Consider the following 21,458-nt stretch of genomic DNA (forward strand, 5'->3'; position numbering starts at 1 on the left):
TGGTGCGGCTGTCGGTCAGTTCGCCGCGTCGCGGCGGGCGGAGATCTTGCTGGGCAGTGACCAGAGCTCGATGAACCCTCTGGACACGGACTGGTCGAACGCGTCGCCGGTGTCCGACGTCGCCAGGTCGAAGTCGTAGAGGCTCTGCTCCGACCGACGGCCCGTCACGGTGGCACGCCCGCCCTGCAGCCGCAACCGGACGTCGCCGGAGACGTGCTGCTGGGTGTGCTCCACGAACGCGTCGAGACTGCGCTTGAGTCCGCCGAACCACAGGCCGTCGTAGACCAGGTCGGCCCACTCGGACTCGACGCCGCGTTTGAACCGGGCGACGTCGCGCTCGAGGGTGAGGCTCTCGAGCTCCTCGTGCGCGGCGATGAGCGCGATCGCGGCCGGCGCCTCGTAGACCTCGCGCGACTTGATGCCGACCACCCGGTCCTCGACGACGTCGATCCGCCCGACGCCGTGCTTGCCGGCGACCGCGTTGAGCTCCTGCACCATGCGCAGCACGCTGAACCGCTGCCCGTCGAGGGCGACCGGGACACCGCGGTCGAAGGTGATCGTGACCTCGTCGGCCTGCTGCGGGAGCGCCGGGTCCTGCGTGGTCGCGTAGAGGTCGTCTGCGGGGGCGGTCCACGGGTCCTCGAGGAGCCCGGTCTCGACCGCTCGGCCCCACACGTTCTGGTCGACCGACCACGGCTCCCGCTCCGAATGCTGGATCGGCAGCCGGTGCTCCTCCGCGTAGGCGATGGCGCGGCCGCGGGTGAGGGCGAGGTCCCGCACCGGTGCGACGGTCCGCAGGTCCGGTGCGATCGCCGAAACGGCTGCCTCGAAGCGGACCTGGTCGTTGCCCTTGCCGGTGGAGCCGTGCGCGACGCTGTCGGCACCGAGTTGCTTCGCCGTCAGTGCGAGGTGCTTCGCGATGAGCGGGCGGCTCAGTGCCGAGACGAGCGGGTACCGCTTCTGGTAGAGCGCGTTGGCCCGGAGCGCCGGCACGATGTACTCGTCGGCGAACTCGTCCTTGGCGTCGACGACGAGCGACTCGACGGCGCCGCAGTCGAGCGCACGCTGCCGGACCGCCTCGAGGTCCTCGCCGCCCTGGCCGACGTCGACCACGAGTGCGACGACGTCCTTGCCGGTGGCGTCGCGCAGCCAGCCGATCCCGACGGAGGTGTCGAGACCGCCGGAGTACGCGAGGACGACGCGGTCAGCCACTGGTGATCGGTCCGTCGGCTAGTCGTTGGCGAGCAGCCAGGCCAGCAGCGCCTTCTGGGCGTGCAGACGGTTCTCCGCCTCGTCCCAGATGATGCTGCGGGGGCCGTCGATGACGTCGGCGGTCACTTCGAACCCCCGGTCGGCCGGCAGGCAGTGCATGAAGACGGCGTCGTCGGCGGCGTGCGCCATGAGCGCGTCGTCGACGCGGTACCCCGCGAAGGTGTCGAGGCGCGACTGCTTCTCGGACTCCTTGCCCATCGACACCCAGGTGTCGGTGACGACCACGTCGGCACCCGCGACCGCGGCCACCGGGTCGCTCACCACGAGGACGGAGCCGCCCGTCACGGCGGCGCGTTCCTCGGCGTCGGTGACGACCTGCGGCGACGGGGAGAACTCGGCGGGGGCGGCGACGCGGACGTGCATGCCCGCTGTCGCCCCGGCGAGCAGGTACGACTGCGCCATGTTGCTCGCACCGTCGCCGATGAACGCCACGGTCTGCCCGGCGAGGGCGCCGCGGTGCTCACGGATGGTGAGCAGGTCGGCGAGGAGCTGGCAGGGGTGGAAGTCGTCGGACAGCGCGTTGACGACGGGGACCGTCGTGCCGGCGGCCATCTCCTCGAGCCCGGCCTGACCGTAGGTGCGCCACACGATCGCCGACACCATGCGCTCGAGCACGCGGGCCGTGTCCGACGGGGTCTCCTTGCCGCCGAGCTGGCTGTTCGCCGTCGAGATGATCAGCGGGCTGCCGCCGAGGTCGGAGATGCCGACGTGGAAGGACACCCGGGTGCGGGTCGACGACTTGTCGAAGATCACCGCGACGCTCTGCGGACCGGCCAGCGGCTTCTCCGCCCAGCGGTCGGCCTTCATGCGGTCGGCGATGTCGAGGATCGCGGACTGCTCGGCCTGGCTCAGGTCGTCGTCACGGAGGAAGTGGCGGGTCATGCGGTGGGCTCCTGCGCTGCGGCGACGGCCGCGAGGCTCTGGGCGAGGATCGACAGGAACTCGTCGATCTCGGCGTCGGACACGATGAGCGGCGGCGCGATGCGCAGGCTCGACTCGTTGGGGGCGTTGATGATGAGGCCACGCTCGAGGGCGGCAGCGTTGACGGCCGGACCGATCGGACCGGTCAGACCGACGCCGATGAGCAGGCCGGTGCCACGGACCTCTTCCACCAGCGGGGAACCGATGGCGCGGATGCCGTCACGGATCCGCTCGCCCTTGACCACTGCGCCGGCGACGAGTTCCGCACGCTCGATCTCCTCGAGCACCGCGTTGGCGACGCGGGTGCCGAGCGGGTTGCCGCCGAAGGTCGACCCGTGCTGGCCGGCCGAGAACAGGTCGGACGCCCAGCCGAACGTGACGAGGGCGCCGATGGGGAAGCCACCGGCGATGCCCTTCGCGACGGTGATGGCGTCCGGCGTCACCCCGTGGCCCTGGAACGCGAACCAGTTGCCGGTCCGGCCGACACCCGTCTGGATCTCGTCGAGGATCAGCAGTGCGCCGTGCTCCGCGGTCAGTCGGCGTGCCGCCAGCAGGAAGCCCACGGGCAGGTCGACCACGCCGGCCTCGCCCTTGATGGGTTCGAGGATCAGGGCGGCGACGGAGTCGTCGATGGACGCTTCGAGCGCCTCGATCGAGGTGTCGATGTGCTCGACGCCCGGGATCATCGGCAGGAAGTCCTGCTGCAGCGCGGGCTTGCCGGTGAGCGCGAGGGCACCCATCGTGCGCCCGTGGAAGCCCTGCTTGAGCGCGAGGATCCGGGTCTTCGTGCCGTCCGCACCCTTGTTGAGGCGGGCCAGCTTGAACGCGGCCTCGTTCGCCTCGGCGCCGGAGTTGCCGAAGTAGACACGGCCGGCGTCGCCCGCACCGGTGATGCGCTTGAGGCGCTCGGCGAGTTCGAGCTGCGGCGGGGTGGCGAAGTAGTTCGACACGTGCACGAGCTTCGCGGCCTGGTCAGCGATCGCCTCCACCAGGGCGGGGTGCGCGTGGCCGAGCGAGTTCACCGCGATGCCGGCGAGGAAGTCGAGGTACTCGTTGCCGTCGACGTCCCAGACGCGGCAGCCCTGGCCACGCTCGAGCATGATCTTGGGCGGGGTCAGGGATCGCATGAGCGACGCCCCGAACCGGTCGTTCCAGGTCTCGGTCTGCGTCTCGGTGCTCACTGCTGGTGTCCCTTCTCGTCCGTACCCGCCACGTGCTGGCCGGTACTGCTGTCGATCGACGGCGACGCCACGCGACGGCCGATCTCGGCGTGGGTCATCTGGTTCTCGGTTCGTCGGCTCGGGTCCGGGATCACCTCGGTGCCCGCACCCCGCAGGGTGAAGACCTCGAGCAGGATCGAGTGCGGGATCCGGCCGTCGATGATCGTCGCACCGCCGACCCCGCCGACCACGGCGTCGAGGCACGCGGTCATCTTCGGGATCATCCCGGACTCGAGGCTCGGCAGGAGTTCGCGGAGCTCGTCGACGGCGATGAGGTCGACGATCGAGTCACGGTCGGGCCAGTTGCGGTACAGGCCGGGGACGTCGGTGAGCATCATGAGCTTCGAGGCCCGCAGCGCGATCGCCAGTGCACCCGCCGCAGCGTCCGCGTTCACGTTGAGTGCCTGGTCGGGGTGCGCGTCGTCGATCGCGATGCTCGAGACGACCGGGATCCGGCCGGCCTCGATCGCGGCGAGCACACCGGACGGGTCGACGTGGGTGATGTCCCCGACGTGGCCGAGGTCGTACTCCTGCCCGTCGACGACGACGCCCTTCTTCTCGCCGGTGAACAGCGACCCGCCGTCGCCGAACACGCCGACGGCCAGGCCCTCGCCGTGTTCGTTCACCAAGTCGACGATCTCGCGGTTGACCTCGCCGGCCAGGACGTCGCGGACGACGGTGATCGCCTCGGTCGTCGTGACGCGGTAGCCGCCGCGGAACTCGGACTCGATGCCCTGTTCCTTGAGGGCCGCGGAGATCTGCGGGCCGCCGCCGTGCACGACGACGGGGTGCAGACCGGCGTAGCGCAGGTAGACCATGTCCTCGGCGAAGGCGCGCTTCAGGTCCTCGTTCACCATGGCGTTGCCGCCGAACTTGACCACGACGACCTTGCCCGAGAAGCGCTTCAGCCAGGGCAGCGACTCGATGAGCGTCGCGGCCTTGACCGCGGCGAACTCGTGTTCTTCTTCCTTCGTGAGGGGCGTGCCGGCCCCGTTCGTGTCCGCCGCCATCAGCTGGAGTACGCGCTGTTCTCGTGCACGTAGTCGTGCGTGAGGTCGTTGGTCAGGATCGTGGCCGAGTGCGTGCCGACACCGAGGTCGATGCGCACGTGGGTGTCACGCGGGGTCAGGTCGACGGTGTCGCTCGGCTCATCGGGTGCGCCCGCGTGGCAGACCCGGACGCCGTTCATGCTGACGTCGACCGCGTACGGGTCGAACTCGGCGTCGGTCGTACCGATCGCCGCGAGCACCCGGCCCCAGTTCGGGTCGTTGCCGAAGACAGCCGCCTTGAACAGGTTGTTCCGGGCGACGCTCCGACCGACGGTCACGGCGTCGTCCTCCGTCGCGGCGTGCACGACCTCGATCGCGATGTCGTGGCTGGCACCCTCGGCGTCCTGCTGCAGCTGGCGGGCCAGATCGGCGCAGACCGCGGTCAGGGCCTCCTGGAAGTCACCGACCTCGGGCGTCACCCCGCTCGCACCCGACGACAGCAGCACGACGGTGTCGTTCGTGGACATGCAGCCGTCGGAGTCGACCCGGTCGAACGTGATGCGGGTGGCGGCGCGGAGCGCCTGGTCGAGCTGGTCCGGCGTCTGCACGGCGTCGGTCGTGATGACGACGAGCATCGTCGCGAGGCCCGGGGCGAGCATCCCGGCGCCCTTGGCCATGCCGCCGACGGTCCAGCCGTCCTCGGTCACGACGGACTGCTTGGCCTTCGTGTCCGTCGTCATGATCGCGGTCGCCGCGTCCGGGCCGCCGTCGCTGCTGAGTGCAGTGCTCGCCAGGTCGACGCCACGGAGCACGTTGTCGCGGAAGGTCTGGTCGCCGACACCGATGAGCCCGGTGGAGCAGACGACGACGTCGCCGGCTCCGATCCCGAGGGCGTCGCCCACGGCCTCGGCCGTCAGGTGCGTGGTCTGGAAGCCGAACGGGCCGGTGAAGCAGTTCGCGCCGCCGGAGTTCAGGACGACGGCACGGGCGACGCCGTCCCCGACGACCTGGCGGGACCAGATCACGGGGTGCGCCTGGGCTCGGTTGCTGGTGAAGACGGCGGCCACGGCCGCGTCGGGGCCGTCGTTGACGACGAGGGCCACGTCCGGCTTGCCGCTCGTCTTGAGGCCTGCGGTGACACCGGCGGCGCGGAAGCCCGCTGCCGCGGTGACGCCCTGGAGGCCCGGCTCGGTCTGGGTGGTCGCGCCTGCGTCGGTCACGGTGCGACTCCGTCCACGCTGAGGCCCGTGGTCTCGGGGAGACCGAGGGCGATGTTCGCCGACTGGACGGCGGCGCCGGCCGTGCCCTTGGCGAGGTTGTCGAGCGCGGTCACCGCGACGACGCGGCCGGCGGCCTCGTCGACGGCGATGCCGACGAGCGCGGTGTTCGCACCGATCGTGTCCGCGACCCGGGGGAACTCGCCCTCGGGCAGCAGGTGGACGAAGGGCTCGTCGGCGTACGCCTGCTCCCAGGCGAGTCGGACGTCGCGTGCGCTGACGCCGGGCGAGAGCTTCGCGGTGGTGGTCGCCAGGATGCCCCGCGACATCGGGACCAGGACCGGCGTGAACGAGATCGTCACGTCGGCGGCCCCCGCGACCTGCAGGTTCTGCTGGATCTCGGGGACGTGCCGGTGCGAGCCGCCGACGGCGTACGCGCTGGCGGACCCCATGATCTCGGAGGCCAGGTAGGTGGTGGCCAGCTTCTTGCCGGCACCGCTCGGGCCGACGCTGAGCACTGCGACGAGGTCGTCGGACTCGACGAGGCCGGCCTGGATGCCCGGCTGGATGCCGAGCGTCACCGCGGTGACGTTGCAGCCGGGGACCGCGATGCGCTTCGTGCCGACCAGGGCGGAACGCTGCTTGCCCTGCGACGCGATGTCGTCGACCTCGCGCCATTCATCGGCCGAACCCGGGGTGGGCGCCGCGAGCAGGAGCTCGGGCAGCCCGTAGGTCCACGCGCCGAAGTAGTCACCGCCGTAGAACCGCTCCCACGCCGCCGGGTCCGTCAGCCGGTGGTCCGCGCCACAGTCGATGACGAGCGTGTCGTCGCCGAGTTCCGCGGTGATCGCACCCGACTGGCCGTGCGGCAGCGCCAGGAAGACCACGTCGTGCCCGCGCAGCGTCTCGGCCGTCGTCTCCGCCAGCGTCAGGTGCGACAGTGAACGGAGGTGCGGCTGGGTCGCGATCAGGGGCTGTCCGGCGTTCGAGAACGCCGTCACCGTCCTGACCTCGAACTCGGGGTGGGCGGAGAGCACGCGCAGGAGCTCACCACCCGCGTAGCCGGAGGCTCCCGCCACGGCGACGGATACGGACATGGGATTCCACCTTTGGTCGGACTGGTCGTCGAGAGAGTCGGAGGCGGCGACCCCGGGCGGTGCTGATCCCGTGTGGGTCAGTCGCGCAGGGTCGCCCCGAATCGCTCGCCGGCACGTCGGACAGCGCCGTCACGGGCCTCGGTGGCCTCGGCAGCGGTCAGCGTGCGGTCCGTGGCACGGAAGCGCAGGGCGAACGTCAGGGACTTCTGTCCCTCGTCCACGCCGGAGCCCCGGTAGTCATCCACGAGCCGAGCATACTCCAACAGGTCTCCGGCGCCAGAGCGCACCGCATCCAGCACGTCACCGGCCGGCACGCTGGCATCGACGACGAGCGAGAGGTCCTGCGTGGCCGCCGGGTAGGAGACGATCGGCGCGACCGCGACGAGTTCCGGGGCCGCGGCGACCAGCGCGTCGAGGTCGAGCTCGACGACCGCCACCACCCGGGGCAGGACGGCGGCCTCGGCCAGTTCGGGCAGGAGCTCACCGGCGACGCCCACGACCGTGCCGTCGACGAGCAGCGACGCGGCCCGGCCCGGGTGGAGGGACGGGTGGGTCGTCTGCGCGACGGTGAGTTCCACACCGACGGCCCAGGCGACCTGGCGGGCAGCGTCGATCGCGTCGGCGATGCCGAACGGTTCTGCCGTGGTGCCGGGCTGCTTGACGACCCGGTGGCCGGTGAGCAGCGCGGCGACGTGGAAGGGCTGGGCGGGCAGCGAGGCGTCCAGCGCCTCGAGCGTTGCACGGTCGGGCCGGGCGGCGCCCGCCGGGACCTCGTCGGTGCCGAGCGTCACGCCCGTCACCGGCAGGAACACCCGGGACGTCTCGTAGAGCGCGACGTCGACGAGCCCGCGCGACACGTTGCGACGGGCAGCTTCGACCAGGGCCGGAACGCCGCTCCGGCGCAGGAGGTTCTGCTCGCTGTCCAGGGCGTTCGCGAGCACGACGCTCGGTCCGCCCTGCGGGTCGATCCCCGGGTAGGCGTCCTGCGTGGCCGCCGACACGAACGGTGCCGTGACGACCTCGGTCAGGCCCGCGGCGGCCAGCGCCGAGGCGACCCGACGACGAGCCTGCTGGTGCCGGGTCAGGCCCCGACCGGGCGGAGCGACCGGCAGCACGCTGGGGATCCGGTCGTAGCCGACGATGCGTGCGACCTCTTCGACGAGGGTGGTGTCGTCGGTCAGGTCGGGACGCCAGGTGGGCGGGGTGACCGCGAGCTGCTCACCGTCGGTCTCGACCGTGGCGCCGATCGCACGGAGCGTGTCGATGACCTCGGCGTCGGTGTACTCGACGCCGACGAGCTCGGCCGGACGCGAGAGCCGCATCGTCACGGTCGCCCGCGGCTCGGTGTCGACGAGCGTGGATCCGAGGGCGTCAGCGGTACCGCCGGCGAGCTCGACGAGGAGCTCGACGGCACGGTTCGCCGCGGCCTCGGCCACCTGCGGGTCGACCCCGCGCTCGAAGCGACGGGATGCCTCGCTGGGGAGCTTGTGGCGACGAGCTGTGCGGGCGATGGAGACCTGGTCGAACCCGGCGGCCTCGATCAGGACGTCGGTGGTGCTCGCCGAGATCTCGGTGCGGGCTCCGCCCATGACGCCGGCGAGGCCGACGGGACCGTCGTCGTCGGTGATGACGAGGTCTTCGGGGTCGAGCTTCCGGACCGTGCCGTCGAGGGTCTCGAGCGTCTCGCCAGCGGTCGCCCGGCGCACGCCGAGGCCGCCCGCGACGGTCTGCAGGTCGTAGCCGTGGAGCGGCTGGCCGAGCTCGAACATGACGTAGTTCGTGATGTCGACGGGGAGGGAGATCGAGCGCACCCCGGCCAGCGACAGGCGCGACACCATCCAGGACGGTGTCTTCGCGGTCGGGTCGATCCCGCGCACGACGCGCGTGACGAACGTCGACGCTCCGGCCCGACCCCGGATCGGGGCCTGGTCGTCGATCGCGACCCGGAACCCCTCGGCCGCACGCGGCGCGACGCGGTCGACGGGGTCGTGGAAGCTGGCTCCGGTGGCGTGCGCGTACTCACGGGCGACCCCGCGCATGCTGAGGACGTAGCCGCGGTCCGGCGTGACGTTGATCTCGACCGCGGCGTCGTCGAGGCCGAGGAGCGCGATGGCGTCGGCACCGACGGTGGGGTCCATGCCGAGGTCGGCGAAGCGCAGGATGCCGTCGTGCTCGTCGCCCAGCCCGAGCTCGCGGGCCGAGGCGATCATGCCGTCGGACACGTGCCCGTAGGTCTTGCGGGCGGCAATCGGGAACGGCCCCGGCAGGACCGCGCCGGGCAGCGTGACGACGACGAGCTCGCCGACGTCGAAGTTGTGCGCGCCGCAGACGATGCCGCGGGGCTCGGCTTCGCCGACGTCCACCTGGCACCAGTTGATGGTCTTGCCGTTCTTCTGCGGCTCGGGGACGCGCTCGAGGACCCGACCGACCACGATGGGACCGGTCAGGTCGAAGGTGTGGACGTCCTCTTCCTCGAAGCCGACCGACACGAGCGCCGCGTGGACGTGCTCGAGGGTGACGTCCTCGGGGAGGTCGACGGACTCACCGAGCCAACGGAGTGGGACGCGCATCAGACCACCGTTCCGAACTGCTGCGAGAAGCGGATGTCGCCCTCGAGGAAGTCACGCATGTCGTTCAGGCCGTTGCGGAACTGCAGTGTCCGCTCGATGCCCATGCCGAACGCGAAGCCCTGGTACTCGTCGGGATCGATGCCGGCGGCACGCAGGACGTTGGGGTTCACCATGCCGCAGCCACCCCACTCGACCCACCGCGCGCCACCCTTGGCGTTCGGCTGCCAGACGTCCATCTCGGCGCTGGGCTCGGTGAACGGGAAGTAGTTCGGGCGGAGCCGGATCTGCGCCTCGGCGCCGAACATCTGCCGGGCGAAGTGCTCGAGCGTCCCGCGCAGGTGCGCCATCGTCAGGCCCTTGTCGATCGCGATGCCCTCGACCTGGGTGAAGACCGGCAGGTGCGTGGCGTCGAGCTCGTCGGCACGGTAGACGCGACCCGGCGCGATCACGTACAGCGGGAGGTCGCGCGACAGCAGCGACCGCACCTGCACCGGCGAGGTGTGGGTGCGCATGACCAGGTGCCGGTCGACGGGCTCGACGAAGATCGTGTCCGCCATGGCCCGGGCCGGGTGGTCCTGGTCGAAGTTCAGCGCGTCGAAGTTGAACCACTCGTGCTCGAGCTCGGGGCCTTCTGCCACTTCCCACCCCATGCCGACGAAGATGTCGGCGACGGCTTCGTTCAGCAGCGAGAGCGGGTGGCGGGAGCCGGTGGCGCGGTGGACCGGCAACGCGGTGACGTCGACGTGCTCGGCTTCGAGCCGTGCGTGTTCCTCGGCCACCGCGAGGACGGATTCCTGCTCGGCGATCGCCGCGTTCACCCGCCCACGGGCCTGCCCGACGAGCTTGCCCGCCGCGGCCTTCTGCTCCGGCGGCACACTGCGCATCGATGCGTTCATCCGCGCCAACGGTGACTGCTCACCGGTGTGCTCGGCCCTGGCCTGCTTCAGTTCGGCGACCGTCGTCGTGGCACGGACGGCGGCGAGGGCCGCGTCCACCGCGTCGGCGACGGCCGATTCGCTGATCTCGAGAGGTTCTGACACGAGACCCAAGCCTACCGGCCGTCGGGATACCACCCACCTGCACCGAGCGGACGGTGGATGACCGACGCCGACGACCGGCCTGGGGAGGGAGGAGCGTCAGCTCCGGAGCGCGAAGGCCGACTCGTACAGGCACACCGACGCAGCGGTGGCGAGGTTCATCGACTCCGCCTGCCCGTAGATCGGCACCTTGACGGCCCGGTCGACGAGCGCCAGGTCGTCGGCGGTGAGTCCGCGGGCCTCGTTGCCGAAGACCCACGCGGTCGGACCGTCGAGCATCCCCTCAGCGCGGACCACCGGCAGGTCGTCGCCCGAGACGTCCGCCGCGAGCACCGTGTAGCCGAGGGCCTTCGCCCGCTCGATCGTGTCGGCCAGGGTCACGCCGACGGACACCGGGACGTGGAACAGGGACCCGGTCGTCGACCGGACGACCTTCGGGTTGTACGGGTCGACCGAGCGTCCGGTCAGCACCACCGCGTCGGCGCCGGCCGCGTCGGCGGCCCGGATGATCGTGCCGGCGTTCCCCGGGTCCCGCACCTCTTCGAGGATGGCGACCAGTCCGGGCAACGCGGCCTGCTCGTCGGACGCATCACGGGCCTCCCGGTCGGCGGCGGCCGCAGCGCGGTCCGGGAAGACGTCCTTCACCGACGTCGGGAACTGCTGGCACACCGCCACCACGCCCTGCGGGGTGACCGTGTCGGCCATCGCGTCGAGCACCTGCTCGGTCACGAACCAGGTGTCCACCGGCGCGTCGTCCAGCCCGTAGCGGGCTGCGGCGGTCGGCGTCACGTAGAGCTCGCGCAGGAGCTCCGGGGCGTACTCCAGGGCTTCGCGGACGGCTTGGGGTCCTTCCAGCAGGAACAGGCCGGTCTCGGCCCGGACGTCCTTCTTGGCCAGGGCCGCAACGGCCTTCACGCGTCCGGCACGGGGGTTCTCGAGGAGATCGCTCACGACCCAAGTCTAGGAACGACGAAACCCCCGCCGTGCGGCGGGGGTTTCGCGAGCAGAAGAACTGACTACGCAGCCTTCGGGGCCGAGGTGTCGGCGGGGAGGGCCTTCTTCGCGGTCTCGACGAGCGCGGTGAAGGTCTCGGGGTTGTTCACCGCGAGGTCGGCGAGGATGCGACGGTCGACCTCGACGCCGGCCAGGTTGAGACCCTGGATGAGGCGGTTGTAGGTCAGGCCGTTCGCACGGGACGCAGCGTTGATGCGCTGGATCCACAGGCGACGGAACTCGCCCTTCTTCGCGTGACGGTCGCGGTACGCGTAGACGAGGGAGTGGGTGACCTGCTCCTTGGCCTTGCGGTACAGGCGCGAACGCTGGCCGCGGTAGCCCTCGGCGCGTTCGAGGATGACGCGGCGCTTCTTGGCGGCGTTGACCGCTCTCTTTACTCGTGCCATTGCACTATTCCTTTACGATCCGGGGGCTCAGTGGCCGAGGAGCTTCTTGACGTTCTTCGCGTCACCCTTGGAGAGGACCTGGTCCTCGTTCAGGCGGGCCTTGCGCTTGGAGCTCTTGACCTCGAGGTTGTGACGCATACCGGCCTGCTGCTTCATGATCTTGCCGGTACCGGTGACCTTGAAGCGCTTCTTCGACCCGGAGTGGGTCTTCTGCTTGGGCATGGTGGTGCCTTTCCGTGGGATGGATGGGGGGCCGCGTCGTTGCGGGTTCGGTCCGGGGACCTATTCGGCCGCGGCGTCCGTGGATTCCGCAGCTGCCTCGGACGTGGAACCGGCCTCGGCCTCGTCCTTGCCCTTCGCGGCGTGCTCGGTGGCACGACGCTCGGCCTTCTGTGCAGCACGCTTGGCGTTCTGCTCGCCCTTGACGTCGGACTTGTTCTTGAGCGGGGCGATGATCATCGTCATGTTGCGACCGTCCTGGGTCGGACGCGACTCGACGACACCGAACTCGGCGATCTCTTCCGCGAACTTCTGGAGGAGACGGACACCCTGCTCCGGACGCGACTGCTCGCGGCCACGGAAGAGGATCATCGCCTTCACCTTGTCGCCGCCGAGGAGGAACCCCTCGGCGCGCTTGCGCTTCGTCTCGTAGTCGTGCACGTCGATCTTCAGGCGGAAACGGACCTCTTTCAGGTCCGTGTTCACCTGGTTGCGACGGGCTTCCTTGGCCTTCTGAGCGGCCTCGTACTTGAACTTGCCGTAGTCCATGATCTTGGCCACGGGCGGCTTCGAGTTCGGCGCGACCTCGACCAGATCCAGTTCGGCTTCCTGCGCGAGACGCAGTGCCATGGCGATCGGGACAACGCCGACCTGCTCACCCTGCGGACCGACGAGTCGGACTTCGGGAACGCGGATTCGGTCGTTGGTACGGGGATCGGTGATGCGGAGCTCCTTCAATCAGGTGGTGGCCGTCCGGGGCGTTTGCCCTGGACGACAGCACGAGAGAGGAGATCTGACGCACGGGATGTCGACCCGTTCGGCAGCCGCCCTGCATCGGATCCGTGGGATCCGAACGACGGGTGCAACACGTGCACTCGCGGAGCGGTGGTGACCCGGTAGCCTGGTGGAACGCGGCCGCGGGTGGGAGAGACTCCTCTTTCGTGACACCGTCCGGGTGTTGTCGAGGATCTTGATCTCAGGAGAACTGATGTCAAGGGAACTGACTGCACACGGACAGCATCTGCCGCGAGCAAGCCTAGCAGAGGAGCACCGTGAGCGACACCCCGATCGACGACACCGGCATCGACGCCGCCAGGGACATCGCGGAGGTGCCGGCGGTCGAACTCATCAACACCGTTGCGGTGCACCTGCTCAGTGCCGCGGCCGTCAAGGTCGGCCTGGCAGACGACCCGCAGGAGCAGACGGACCTGGACGAGGCGCGGAAGCTGATCACCGCGCTGGCCGGCTTGGTCACCGCCGCTGCGACCGAGATCGGCGACCACCACGCCCGTCCGCTCCGCGACGGACTCCGGTCGCTGCAGCTCGCCTTCCGCGAGGCGTCGGCGATCCCGGACCCGATCGGTGCCGGACCGGGCGAGAAGTACACGGGTCCCGTCAACTAGACGACGTCACCCGGAGACGGACGGGAGGCCCGTGGCGGTGTCGCCACGGGCCTCCCGTCCGTTCGTGGGGCGCGCTCAGGACCCGCTGTCGCCGACCAGGCGCGCGACGGCCGCGAGCGGGATCCCGACCCAGTCGGGTCGGTTGCGGGTCTCGTAGACGACCTCGTAGACCGCCTTGTCGAGCTCGAAGGCGTCGAGCAATGCGCTGTGGGCGGCGAGGTCCGCGCCGGTGCCCCGCTGGTAGCCCTCGAGGAAGCGTGCCCGCGCCTCGGCCGCCCAGGCGGCCGCGTCGACCGGTTCGGCGTCGTGCGCCAGCGCACCCGCGACGTAGTCGAACGAGCGGAGCATGCCCGCGACGTCGCGCAGGGTGACGTCCGGCAGCGAGCGTTCGTCGAGGGGGCGGAGGGGTTCGCCCTCGAAGTCCAGGAAGACCCAGCCACGGGGATCCGGTGCCGACAGGACCTGTCCGAGGTGCAGGTCACCGTGGATGCGCTGCAGGTCCGGCCACGTCGCGTCGGCGGCACGGGCGTAGACCGCGCGGATGGCGTCGGCGTGGTCGGCGACGGCCGGGGCCTCGCGGGCGGCGGTGTCGAGTCGGGCGTGCATCGTGGCGACGGCGGCGTCCCGTCGGGGCGCGTCGGCCGGTTCCGTCGGCAGCGCTCCGGCGAGGGTGCGGTGCACGTCGGCGAGCGCGGTGCCGAGCTGCTCGGCGCGGTCACCGAACGGCGTGCCGGCCTGCGCCTCCTGCAGGGCGACGCGCCAGGCGTCGTCGAGCCCGGGGAGGAACTCCTGGGCGAAGGCGAGGTGCCCCGTCGCCGTGCCGTCCGGGCGTCCGACGTCGGGCCAGTCGGCGCGGAGGGCGCCGTAGACCCGCGGCACGCGCGTGCTGCCCGCCGCCGTGAGGGCGAGCTGCGTGGTCACGTCGGGGTTGTCGCCGTGGTGCAGCACGCGGAAGACCTTGATGATGACGCGGTCGCCGGACTCGGTGTCGCAGATGACCGACGTGTTGGACTGCTCGCCCGTCAGGACGCGGGCGGCGGTGACCCGGCCGATCGGGCTGAGGCTGTCCGGTGCCGCGTCGATGCGTGCGGCGAGTGCCGACACCCACGCGAGATCGGTGGTGGCGTCGACGACCGTGCCGTCGGGGCCGGTGGTGATCGGTGACTGGTAGAGGACGGGGACCGCGGGTGCCTCGTCGAGCACCAGCCGGGTCCCGTCGTCGGCCGAGATCGTCCGGAGGCGTGGCACGGACCCCTTCGAGGCGTACCAGCGGCGGTCGGCGATCCAGGACTCGAGGTCGCGGTCGCTCGGCGTGCTGGTGTCCGGGGCGCTGGTGTCGGGGGCGCTGGCGTCTGCGTGGGTGTCTGCGCTCGTGTCTGCGCGGGTGTCGGGGGCGCTGGGTGCTCCGTCGCTCATGCAGCGGAACCTACGCGCCGGGGCCTGGCGAGGTGCCGAGTCCCCCACAGGACGGGCCGGGGAGCGCTCCGTCCACAGAACCCCGCTGCCCCCGGTCTGACACGGGTGCGCCGGACGACACTTGCGGCATGCCCCGATCCGCTGCCGCTCCTGCCTCCGCCGCTGACGCTGCACCTGCGCTCCCCGACCCCCGCCGGACCTGGCGGATCCTCGACGACCGCAGGCTCCCCGCACTCGAGCCGTTCGCCGCCGACGTCCGCCGTCACGAAGCGGTGACGGTGCGCGAGACGGTGTGGGACTCCGACCACCGGGTGCTCGCCGCCGAGGGTGTCGTGCTCACACGCTCGCCGGACGGCACCTGGACGATCGACCGGGGTGCCCACGGGGTCGGTCCGGAACCGCTCGACGCTGCGTCCGACGGTCCCCCACGCGACGCCGTCGAGGTGTTCCTGCGTGGTCGTCCACTGCGGACCGTCCTGGTCCGTGACACCACCACGACGCTCGTGACCCTCCGCGGCAGGGACGGCCGGGTGCGGGCCGAGGTCGCCGACGTTCGCGTGGACGACGGCGACCCGGACACCACCGTGCTGCGGTCGTCGCGGTGGTGGGCCCTGACGGACGACGGACGCGACGGCGCCACGGAACGAGCGGCCGAACGAGCGCTGCACGACGCGGCGACCGATCCGGTGGACGTCTCGTCGGTTCCGCTCCCCCGCGGCCCCGAGCCCGCCCCGGAGCGCCGACGCGGCCGAGCGAAGCGCCCCCGGTCGGACACCGCCGCCGGGTTCGTCCTGCGGGTGCTCGATGCCCTGCGGCGTGACCTCGTCGCGGTGGATCCCCGGGTACGGGCCGACGAGCCCGAAGCCGTGCACGACCTGCGGAAGGTGCTGCGCCGCCTGCGGAGTGTGCTCGCGGCGTTCCGCGGCGCGCTCGACCGCCAGGCGACCGAGGAGCTTCGTGCCGCCCTGGCCGAGACCGGACGGATCGCCGGGACCGCTCGCGACGCCGAGGTGCTGCACGCCGGCCTGTCCCGGTCGGCGGCCGACGCCCCCGACGGGTACGTGGACACCGAGACCCTGGACCGCATCGGCGCCGAGACCGCGGAACGTCGCAGCGTCGCCGCTGCTGAACTCCGGCGAGCGCTGCGCTCCGACGCCTGGTTCCGGACACTCGATGCCCTCGACGACCTGCTGCTGCGGGCACCGGCCGGCCCGCACGCGGACGACGACGCGGCCACGTTCGCCGCCCGGCGCATCCGGCACGAGCGGGCACGCGTCGGTCGGCTGCTGGGTAATCCGAGCGATGACCTCGACACCCTGCACGAGGTCCGGAAGGCCGCGCGCCGGTTGCGCTACGCCCTGCAGGCGGCCGGTGACGTGCCCGACGTCGGGAAGCGCCGGCTCGGTCGACTGCGACGGGTGCAGGAGACCCTCGGCGAGACGCTCGACGCCGCGCACGCCGCCGATGCGTACCGACGGCTGGCAGGCGTGGCAGCGCAGCACGGCGAGGACACGTTCGGGTACGGCGTCCTGGCGACGACCGAGCAGACGGCCAGCACGCAGGGCCTGCACCGATCGCGGAAGCTGCTCGCGCGGCTCTGACCGGGTGCGAGAATCGGGCCGTGCCGCACTACTTCGAGGACCTCGCTGCCGGACAGACCTTCACCACGCCGGGGCGCACCATCACCGAGGCGGACGTGGTGTCGTTCGCCTCGTGGACGAACGACAACAACCAGGTGCACACGGACGTCGAGTTCGCAGGGAAGACCCGGTACGGCCAGCGGATCGTGCACGGGCTGCTCGGCACCTCGCTGTGCCTCGGGCTCATCGCGCGCACGGGCGTCTTCGAGGGATCCGCCGTGGCACTGCTCGGGATCGACCAGTGGCGCTTCACCGAGCCCGTGTTCATCGGGGACACCGTGACCTGCACCGTCGAGGTCCTGGGCACCCGGCTGACGAGTTCGGGCACGACCGGGATCGTCGAGCGGGCGGTGGCCCTGCGGAACCAGCACGGCGTGGTCGTCCAGCAGGGACGGATGGACGTCATGGTGCTCACGCGCGACGCCGCGATCGACTGAGCGACCGCTCGACGAGCGCCCTGCGGAACCTGCTCTGCGCAATCCCGACTCCCTCTTTACAACGATGTACCAGCACGGGAGCATGGACGCATGAGCACGCTCGACGGCATCGTGGCCGCACCTGACTCCGCTTCCGCCCCCGGCCTCCCCCTCGCTTCGCGGCAGGACGGCACGTACCCCCGGCCGCAGATGCTCCGCACCGCCTGGGCCGACCTCGACGGCACGTGGTCGTTCCGGAACGACGGCGACGACGACGCCTGGCGCACCGGCTTCACCGACGCCCGGGACATCGTCGTCCCGTTCCCGCCGGAGTCCCCGGCCTCGGGCATCGACGAGCCCGGGTTCCACCCGGTGGTCTGGTACTCCCGCGCGATCACCCGCTCCGAGCTCGACGCCGCCGGGTTCGGCACCGGCGCGCCTCGGCTCGTGCTGCACTTCGGCGCCGTCGACCACCGCGCCCGCGTCTGGATCGACGGGCAGTTCATCGGCGGACACGAGGGCGGCCACACCCCGTTCTCCTTCGACGTCACCGAGGCGCTGACCACGGACCCCGACGCCGTGCACACCCTGGTGGTCCGCGCCGAGGACGACCCGCACGACCTGACCCAGCCGCGCGGCAAGCAGGACTGGCACGAGGACCCGCACGCGATCTGGTACCGCCGGACCACGGGGATCTGGCAGACGGTCTGGCTCGAGGCCGTGCCGACCGCCTCGATCGCGTCCCTGCGCTGGACGAACGTCGACCACGCGACCATGCGCCTGACGGTCCGGCTCGACGGTCACCGCACCGGCGGCGAGCGCCTGCGCGTCGAGGCCCGCTGGGACGACCGCGACGAGCACCTCGCCACGATCGAGACCACCGTCGGCGAGACCGGGGACGAGTTCGACGTGGTCGTGCCGATCGCGCGGCAGACGAACGGGCAGGCCGAGGACGAGCTGCACTGGACGCCGGACACGCCCCGGCTGATCGACGCCACGGTCACGCTGCTGGCGCGCTCCGGCAACGGCAACGGCAACGGCACGACGGTGGGCACGGGCGCGCTCGACGCCGTCGCCAGCTACTTCGGGATCCGGACGGTCGGGGTCGACGGCGGCGCGTTCCTGCTCAACGGCCGACGCCACGACGTCCGCAGTGTCCTGAACCAGGGCTACTGGCCCGAGTCGCACATCGCCGCCCCGTCCCGCCAGGCACTCCGCCGCGAGGTCGAACTCATCAAGGAGCTCGGCTTCAACGCGGCCCGCAACCACCAGAAGATCGAGGACCCCCGGTTCCTGTACTGGGCCGACCGGCTCGGACTCATGGTGTGGGGCGAGGCCCCCGGCGCTTACGCGTTCTCCCCCCGCGCCGTGCAGCGTCTGATGCGTGAGTGGATGGACGCTGTCGAGCGTGACGCCTCGCACCCGTCGATCGTCACGTGGGTGCCCGCCAACGAGAGCTGGGGTGTGCAGCACATCGCCACCGACCCGGCCCAGCAGGCCTACGCCCGGGCCCTCGCCGACGTCACGCGGGCGTTGGACCCGACGCGTCCGGTGATCTCGAACGACGGGTGGGAGCACACGAACTCCGACATCGTCACGATCCACGACTACGAGGGCGACGGACCCCGGCTCGCGGCCACCTACGCGGACGAGACCGCACGGACCCGACTCCTCGGTGGGATCGGCCCGGCGGACCGCCGCATCCTCGTCGGCGGCGCCGAGGACCTCGGCCAGCCGGTGATGCTCACCGAGTTCGGCGGCGTGAACTACCAGCCCGGCGTCCAGCGCGAGGACGGCTGGGGGTACACGTCGGCCACTGACGGCGACGACTGGGTCGCTCGGATCACCGCGCTGTACGACGCGATCCGCGCGAGCTCGTTCCTCGCCGGGTCCTGCTACACGCAGCTCACCGACACCATGCAGGAGACGAACGGCCTGCTCAACGCAGACCGCTCCCCGAAGGTCCCGATCGAGCAGATCCGTCGCGCGGTCACGGGGCGCTAGCCGGGAGGCCCGCACTTCGTGAGCAGGAATGGTCGGGTCCGGCAGGCGGACCCGACCATTCCTGCTCACGATGCACACGGGTTGCCTCGCGCCGGGCGGGTGGCGGCCCGCGATGCGGGGCGCGGCCTGCGATCTGGGAGGATCGGGCGGGTGACGAGCGTGGCGGAAGCGAGCCGGGCCTCCAGGCGGGGGTTCCGCAGCCTGCTGACCGGACGGCGCAGCGCCTGGACCGCACCGCTGCTGATCTGGGCGGGCTCGCGGGTCGTCAGCACGGTGCTGCTGGCGACCGTGTACCTGCTGGCGACCGCGAACGGCTGGGCGTTCGCCTCGTACCGGCAGGACCCCTCGTTCTTCACGTTCTCGGGCTCGTGGGACGCCTCGTTCTACCGGACCATCGCCGAGCACGGGTACCCCGCGACGCTGCCGGTCGACGACTCCGGGCACGTCCTGCCGAACGCGTGGGCGTTCCTGCCCGTCTTCCCCGCGGTCGTGCGGCTCCTGATGACGCTGACCGGCGCCTCGTTCTGGGTCGCCGGGGTCGTGGTGGCGTCGATCGCCGGAGCGGGCGCCTGCGTGCTGCTGTACCGGCTGGTGCTCGCCGTCGGCTGCTCGCACCGGGCCCGCTGGGCGACAGCCCTGTTCGCGTTCGCGCCGACGGGGTTCCTGCTGCAGGTCGCCTACGCGGAGAGCCTGCTGCTCGTGCTGCTGTTCGGCGCGCTGCTCGCGCTGGTGCGGCGTCGGTACTGGCTGATCGCGCCGCTCGGTGTCGTGGCGGCGTTCACGAAACCCGGGGTCCTCGCGCTGGCGCTGGCACTGGCCGTGCACCTGGTCCTGCGGTGGGTGGCCTGGCGCCGGCAGCAGGACGCGTTCCCGTGGCGGGACCGGATCGCGATCGTGGTGACCGGCCTGGTCGTCGCGGCTGCGGGACTTGCGTGGCCCGTCATCGCGACGGCCGTGACGGGGCGGCCGAACGCGTACCTGGACACGGAGCTGTCGTGGTGGGTGGGGTTCGTCGGGCGGCAGCACTTCGCGCCGCTGACGCCGTGGTTCACGATGGCGTCGACGTGGCTCGGGCCGCTCGGCATCGTGCTCGTCGTCGTGGTGCTCGCCGGCGCTGTGTGGTACTTCTCGCGCAGGAGCACCAGGGCCCTGGGTACCGACGTGCTCGCGTTCACGGCGTCCTACGGGCTGTACCTGGTGGCGGTGTTCCTGCCGCAGCAGTCGTTGCCGCGGTTGCTCATGCCGATGGCGCCGTTGCTCGGATCGGACGTCTTCGTGCGGACACGGCGGCGGGAGGTGACGTGGCTGGTCGTCGGGGTGTGCCTGCAGCCGGTCGCGATCGTGCTGCTGTGGTTCCTCGGCTACCCGTGAGCGGCGCTGTCAGTCGGCGCTGCAGGACACCGGTGTTCGCCGGTTGAACACGCGCAGACCGCGGTGCGACGCGCGAACACCGGTGTCTTGCGGGCTGCGACAGCGCTACGCGTCGAAGGTGTGGAACCAGGCCGCTCCGCCGGGGTGCTGCACCGTGATCATCTCGTCGAGGTCGCGGTAGGGGCCGTCCTGGTTGTGGCTCGCCGACTTGATGCGGATCGTGCCGTCGGGTTCGGTGAAGACCTCGGACACGATGGTGGTGTGGTCCGGTGAGCCGTTGGCGTTCCAGTCGAAGAACACGATGTCGCCGACCTGCACCTTGTCGCGCTCGTCCGACGAACGCCGGGTGAGTCCGAACTCGGCCGCGTTGGTCTCGAGCCACGGGTCCATCGTCGGGCAGTAGGTCCACGTCGCACTGTGCTCGGCACCGGCCGCGCGGTTGTACCAGTCGGACCGCTGCTCCCACCCGCGAGCGATGAGCGTCTGGCTGACGTAGTTCGCGCAGTCGCCGCCGATCGGGTTCATCGTGCCGTACTCGGCGAGGTTGTAGTCCTTCCAGTACCGCATCGCGTAGGCGAGCTGCCGGTCGACGTCGGTCAGTACGGCGTAGGCCAGGGTGGTCGAGGCGACCGCGCTGTCTGCAGCGGGCGTCGTGGCGGCGGTCGGGGTCGGCGTGGTCGTCGCGGTGTCCTGGGTGGCGCCGCTCTGCCCGTCGTTCGCGGCGCTGCCGTTGCCGTCGGAGGACTGGTTCGCCGACGCGGTGGGCTCGATCACCGAGGTGAAGAGCGCGACGTCGGCGTCACCGGCGGTGTACATCGCCTGGTGCGGGGCCGTGAAGGTCACCTTCGACGCGGTCGCTGTGACGTCGCGCGCAGCGACACCGCCGACGGTGACGCCCTTGACGGCGGCGAGTCCGGTCCCCGTGACGGTGATCGTGACGCCCCCGGCGAGCGGGACCTGCGCTGGAGTGACGGCCTTCGCGACGGGCTTCGCCGTCGGGGTGGACGATGCGTCCCCACCCCCGGAGCTCCCGCGCCCGCCGCCCGAACCCTTGCCCGAGTCGCCGCCCTTGTCGCTGCCGGAGGAGCACGCCGCGACGGCGAGCCCGATCCCGGCGACGCCGGCGAGGGACAGGAGTGCGCGGCGGTTCATCGAGGCAGTCATGACACGACCAGCGTAAGCGACACCTCCGTCGTTCCGACACGGCATGATCGTCTTCGGGGGCGAGCGTCCTCCGTGTCCCAGCGGACCCGTTCGGAAGGAACA

19 protein-coding genes are annotated in these 21,458 nt (G+C 71.3%); 5 read left to right on the forward strand and 14 right to left on the reverse strand.

Going from position 1 to position 21,458, the window contains the following annotated elements:
• Window positions 1–15 precede the first annotated feature (15 nt).
• From DEJ29_RS15250 to infC, 12 genes are all read right to left on the reverse strand, one after another.
• A complete protein-coding gene (locus tag DEJ29_RS15250) occupies window positions 16–1,212 on the reverse strand; it encodes an argininosuccinate synthase (RefSeq protein WP_111095338.1) in 1,197 nt (398 codons plus the stop codon).
• 18 nt (window positions 1,213–1,230) lie between these two features.
• A complete protein-coding gene (argF, locus tag DEJ29_RS15255; RefSeq protein WP_110865444.1) occupies window positions 1,231–2,154 on the reverse strand; it encodes an ornithine carbamoyltransferase in 924 nt (307 codons plus the stop codon).
• Window positions 2,151–3,374 carry an acetylornithine transaminase gene (locus DEJ29_RS15260; protein ID WP_111095337.1) on the reverse strand — a complete coding sequence of 408 codons (1,224 nt, stop codon included), beginning with the start codon at window positions 3,372–3,374 and terminating at the stop codon, window positions 2,151–2,153. The genes argF and DEJ29_RS15260 overlap by 4 nt, the downstream gene beginning before the upstream one ends.
• Window positions 3,371–4,423 carry an acetylglutamate kinase gene (argB, locus tag DEJ29_RS15265; protein WP_071405141.1) on the reverse strand — a complete coding sequence of 351 codons (1,053 nt, stop codon included), beginning with the start codon at window positions 4,421–4,423 and terminating at the stop codon, window positions 3,371–3,373. The genes DEJ29_RS15260 and argB overlap by 4 nt, the downstream gene beginning before the upstream one ends.
• On the reverse strand, window positions 4,423–5,622 hold the full coding sequence (argJ, locus tag DEJ29_RS15270) for a bifunctional glutamate N-acetyltransferase/amino-acid acetyltransferase ArgJ (RefSeq protein WP_110865441.1): 1,200 nt from the start codon (window positions 5,620–5,622) through the stop codon (window positions 4,423–4,425). Before argJ ends, argB begins: the two co-directional genes overlap by 1 nt.
• Window positions 5,619–6,716, reverse strand: coding sequence for an N-acetyl-gamma-glutamyl-phosphate reductase (locus DEJ29_RS15275; RefSeq protein WP_111047952.1), 1,098 nt, complete (start codon window positions 6,714–6,716; stop codon window positions 5,619–5,621). Before DEJ29_RS15275 ends, argJ begins: the two co-directional genes overlap by 4 nt.
• A 77-nt stretch (window positions 6,717–6,793) precedes the next feature.
• Complete coding sequence (pheT, locus tag DEJ29_RS15280; protein WP_111095336.1) at window positions 6,794–9,286, reverse strand: phenylalanine--tRNA ligase subunit beta; 2,493 nt, start codon at window positions 9,284–9,286, stop codon at window positions 6,794–6,796.
• Window positions 9,286–10,326, reverse strand: a complete 1,041-nt coding sequence (gene pheS / locus DEJ29_RS15285) for a phenylalanine--tRNA ligase subunit alpha (RefSeq protein WP_110865438.1) — start codon at window positions 10,324–10,326, stop codon at window positions 9,286–9,288. The genes pheT and pheS overlap by 1 nt, the downstream gene beginning before the upstream one ends.
• 96 nt (window positions 10,327–10,422) lie before the next feature.
• Window positions 10,423–11,274: a TrmH family RNA methyltransferase gene (locus tag DEJ29_RS15290; protein ID WP_071405146.1), complete on the reverse strand. Its 852-nt coding sequence runs from the start codon at window positions 11,272–11,274 to the stop codon at window positions 10,423–10,425.
• A 65-nt stretch (window positions 11,275–11,339) separates the two neighbouring features.
• Window positions 11,340–11,723 (reverse strand): 50S ribosomal protein L20, encoded by a 384-nt coding sequence (gene rplT / locus DEJ29_RS15295; protein WP_017887975.1) that lies wholly within the window; start codon window positions 11,721–11,723, stop codon window positions 11,340–11,342.
• A 27-nt stretch (window positions 11,724–11,750) separates the two neighbouring features.
• Window positions 11,751–11,945, reverse strand: a complete 195-nt coding sequence (gene rpmI, locus DEJ29_RS15300) for a 50S ribosomal protein L35 (RefSeq protein ID WP_017887976.1) — start codon at window positions 11,943–11,945, stop codon at window positions 11,751–11,753.
• A gap of 60 nt (window positions 11,946–12,005) precedes the next feature.
• The gene (gene infC, locus DEJ29_RS15305) at window positions 12,006–12,680 is read right to left on the reverse strand and encodes a translation initiation factor IF-3 (RefSeq protein WP_081827403.1); all 675 of its coding nucleotides are present in this window, start codon (window positions 12,678–12,680) and stop codon (window positions 12,006–12,008) included.
• Window positions 12,681–12,994: 314 nt separating this feature from the next.
• Here infC and DEJ29_RS15310 point away from each other — a divergent pair, with 314 nt between their 5' ends.
• Window positions 12,995–13,345: a DUF1844 domain-containing protein gene (locus tag DEJ29_RS15310; protein ID WP_027466553.1), complete on the forward strand. Its 351-nt coding sequence runs from the start codon at window positions 12,995–12,997 to the stop codon at window positions 13,343–13,345.
• 75 nt (window positions 13,346–13,420) lie between these two features.
• On the opposite strand, the gene DEJ29_RS15315 is transcribed toward DEJ29_RS15310, so the two are convergent.
• Entirely contained in the window at window positions 13,421–14,761 is a 1,341-nt protein-coding gene (locus DEJ29_RS15315; RefSeq protein WP_258375972.1) for a phosphotransferase, read from the reverse strand.
• 128 nt (window positions 14,762–14,889) lie between these two features.
• Between DEJ29_RS15315 and DEJ29_RS15320 the strand changes: the two genes are divergently transcribed.
• From DEJ29_RS15320 to DEJ29_RS15335, 4 genes are all read left to right on the forward strand, one after another.
• The gene (locus DEJ29_RS15320) at window positions 14,890–16,362 is read left to right on the forward strand and encodes a CHAD domain-containing protein (RefSeq protein WP_111095335.1); all 1,473 of its coding nucleotides are present in this window, start codon (window positions 14,890–14,892) and stop codon (window positions 16,360–16,362) included.
• Between the two features lie 20 nt (window positions 16,363–16,382).
• On the forward strand, window positions 16,383–16,838 hold the full coding sequence (locus DEJ29_RS15325) for a MaoC/PaaZ C-terminal domain-containing protein (RefSeq protein WP_027466555.1): 456 nt from the start codon (window positions 16,383–16,385) through the stop codon (window positions 16,836–16,838).
• A 90-nt stretch (window positions 16,839–16,928) separates the two neighbouring features.
• A complete protein-coding gene (locus DEJ29_RS15330; protein WP_111095334.1) occupies window positions 16,929–18,821 on the forward strand; it encodes a glycoside hydrolase family 2 protein in 1,893 nt (630 codons plus the stop codon).
• A 150-nt stretch (window positions 18,822–18,971) separates the two neighbouring features.
• Window positions 18,972–20,192 (forward strand): putative hexosyltransferase, encoded by a 1,221-nt coding sequence (locus DEJ29_RS15335; RefSeq protein ID WP_181438224.1) that lies wholly within the window; start codon window positions 18,972–18,974, stop codon window positions 20,190–20,192.
• Between the two features lie 105 nt (window positions 20,193–20,297).
• Here the strand turns inward: DEJ29_RS15335 and DEJ29_RS15340 are convergent, their stop codons facing one another.
• Window positions 20,298–21,356 (reverse strand): amidase domain-containing protein, encoded by a 1,059-nt coding sequence (locus tag DEJ29_RS15340; protein ID WP_258375971.1) that lies wholly within the window; start codon window positions 21,354–21,356, stop codon window positions 20,298–20,300.
• Between the last annotated feature and the right edge of the window lie 102 nt (window positions 21,357–21,458).

Source organism: Curtobacterium sp. MCPF17_021 (genome assembly GCF_003234605.2).
Taxonomy (GTDB): domain Bacteria; phylum Actinomycetota; class Actinomycetes; order Actinomycetales; family Microbacteriaceae; genus Curtobacterium; species Curtobacterium flaccumfaciens.